This window comes from Planomonospora corallina (assembly GCF_042650625.1).
Classification (GTDB): domain Bacteria; phylum Actinomycetota; class Actinomycetes; order Streptosporangiales; family Streptosporangiaceae; genus Planomonospora_B; species Planomonospora_B corallina.
In genome coordinates this window covers 205,559-208,160 of the sequence record NZ_JBHSBM010000017.1, presented here as the reverse complement: position 1 = coordinate 208,160, position 2,602 = coordinate 205,559, and the positions used below count along the sequence as shown (strand labels likewise).

The 2,602-nt window shown below is 70.7% G+C and carries 2 protein-coding genes; one reads left to right on the top strand and one right to left on the bottom strand.

The features are described from left to right. Positions 1 to 40 precede the first annotated feature (40 nt). Positions 41 to 730, bottom strand: a complete 690-nt coding sequence (locus ACFOWE_RS14095; protein WP_377287748.1) for a DUF4097 family beta strand repeat-containing protein — start codon at positions 728 to 730, stop codon at positions 41 to 43. A gap of 230 nt (positions 731 to 960) precedes the next feature. Here ACFOWE_RS14095 and aceB point away from each other — a divergent pair, with 230 nt between their 5' ends. Then, positions 961 to 2,547 (top strand): malate synthase A, encoded by a 1,587-nt coding sequence (gene aceB, locus ACFOWE_RS14090; RefSeq protein WP_377287747.1) that lies wholly within the window; start codon positions 961 to 963, stop codon positions 2,545 to 2,547. Positions 2,548 to 2,602 lie beyond the last annotated feature (55 nt).

The following is a 2,602-nucleotide window of genomic DNA, read 5'->3' as shown; positions in this document are numbered from 1 at the left end:
GGAGCGCCCGTCCCGTACCCGGTCCGGGCAGCCCGGCGCGTCAGCCGGGCAGGACCTCCGCGTCGCCGGCGCCGGTCGACACCCTGACGGTGCGGGCCGCGGACGGGTCGTCGGCGACCTTCACCGTCTCGTCCCCGGCTCCGGTCTCGACGGTCACCCGGTAGGGCCCCTGCGGGAGCCGTACCGTGGCGTCGCCGGCACCGGTCTCCACCTCGACCCGATCGGGCGCGGCCGTGAACCCGGCCTCCACGTCGCCGGCCCCCGAGTCGGCGGCGAACTCCTTGCCCGCCAGGCCGCTGGCGTCGATGTCGCCGGCGCCGGTGCCCACCTCGGCGCCTCCGGTGAGCGAGCGCAGCGTGATGTCGCCGGCACCGGTCTCCGCCTTGATCCGCACCCCCGCCGGAACCTCGACCTCGTAGTCGACGGTGCAGTTCTCGAAGCCCAGTCCGGTCGGGCAGCGGTGCTTCAGCGTGAGGGTGTCGCCCTCGACGAGATGCTCGGTCCTGGGCTTGTCGCCGCTCCAGTGCAGGGTCTCGGTGACCTTGATCCCGCTCCTTTCGGACCCCTTCACCACGATGTCCCCCGCCCCGGCGTCCACCGAGAGCACCAGCACCTTGTCGGGCACGTCGTAGGAGACGACGGCCTGCTCGGTGGCGAAGGGGCTGATGCCGCACCCGGACAGCACCAGCGCCGAGCCCGCGACCGCCCCCGCGGCGAACACCTTCTTCATGAACCCGATCCTCGCCTTCCACGGGGGCTTTCCGCCCCATCTACCGCCGGTCCGCCCCCTCTGCGGCGGGGCGCCGTGATCTAACTATGGCCGCTCCGCCCGCGCGATCCCATCCGGGAGACCCCCGAGACGGCCCTGAGGCCACCCCCGCCTTTGACCCGTAAGTGACCGTCCAGTAGCGTCGATTCCACAATTCAGAAGTCGTTTTCCACTGGATGGAAAGGAAGCTCATGGACGGCGTTGAGATCACCGGCCCGATGCTGGACCGGTTCGACCAGATCCTCACGCCGGAGGCGCTGGCCTTCGTCGCCACCCTCCAGCGCGAGTTCGGCGCCCGGCGCCTGGAGCTGCTGGCGGCCCGCCAGGCCCGGCAGGAGGAGCTCTCGGCCGGCGGCACCCTCGACTTCCTTCCCGAGACCAGGCACGTGCGCGAGTCCGAGTGGAAGGTCGCCCCGCCCGCGCCCGGCCTGGTGGACCGCCGGGTGGAGATCACCGGTCCCGTCGACCGGAAGATGACGATCAACGCGCTGAACTCCGGCGCCAAGGTCTGGCTGGCCGACTTCGAGGACGCCAACGCCCCCACCTGGGAGAACACCGTCAACGGCCAGCTCAACCTGCGGGACGCGCTGGACCGCGCCATCGACTTCTCCACCGGCGGCAAGAGCTACACGCTCAAGCCCGACGAGGAACTGGCCACCATCGTGGTCCGCCCGCGCGGCTGGCACCTGGAGGAGAAGCACCTCACCTGCGACGGCGCCCCGATGTCCGGCTCGCTCGTCGACTTCGGCCTCTACTTCTTCCACTGCGCGCAGCGGCAGCTCGCCAAGGGCAAGGGCCCCTACTTCTACCTGCCGAAGATGGAGTCGCACCTGGAGGCCCGCCTCTGGAACGACGTCTTCGTCCGCGCCCAGGAGCTGCTCGGCGTCCCGCAGGGCACGATCCGCGCGACCGTGCTGATCGAGACCTACCCGGCCGCCTTCGAGATGGAGGAGATCCTCTACGAGCTGCGCGAGCACTCGGCCGGGCTCAACGCGGGCCGCTGGGACTACCTGTTCAGCGTCATCAAGAAGTTCCGCACCCGCGGCCGGGAGTTCCTGCTGCCCGAGCGGAACGCGGTGACCATGACCGCGCCGTTCATGCGCGCCTACACCGAGCTGCTGGTCCGCACCTGCCACAAGCGCGGCGCCCACGCCATCGGCGGCATGGCGGCCTTCATCCCCTCCCGCCGCGACCCCGAGGTCAACAAGATCGCGCTGGAGAAGGTCCGCGCCGACAAGACGCGCGAGTCCGGCGACGGCTTCGACGGCTCCTGGGTCGCCCACCCCGACCTGGTCCCGATCTGCCGCGAGGTCTTCGACGGCGTGCTCGGCGACAAGCCCAACCAGCTCGACCGGCTCCGCGAGGACGTCTCGGTCTCCGCCGCCGACCTGCTGGCGGTCTCCAAGACCCCGGGCGAGATCACCGAGGCGGGCCTGCGCAACAACGTGGACGTGGCGCTGCGCTACCTCGCCGCCTGGATGGGCGGCTCGGGCGCGGTGGCGATCCACAACCTGATGGAGGACGCCGCCACCGCCGAGATCTCCCGCTCCCAGATCTGGCAGTGGATCCACAACGACATCACGCTCGCCGACACCGGCGCCGTGGTCACCAAGGAGCTCGTCGAGCAGGTCATCGACGAGGAGCTGGCCAAGATCAAGGACGAGCCGGGCTATGACGAGGCCCTCTACGCCCAGGCCACCGCGCTGTTCAAGGAGGTCGCCCTCGACGACGACTTCGCCGAGTTCCTGACCCTGCCCGCGTACGCGCGCATGCCGTGACGTGAGAGCGCCGTCCCGGCCCGCGTACGCGCGCATGCCGTGACGTGAGAGCGCC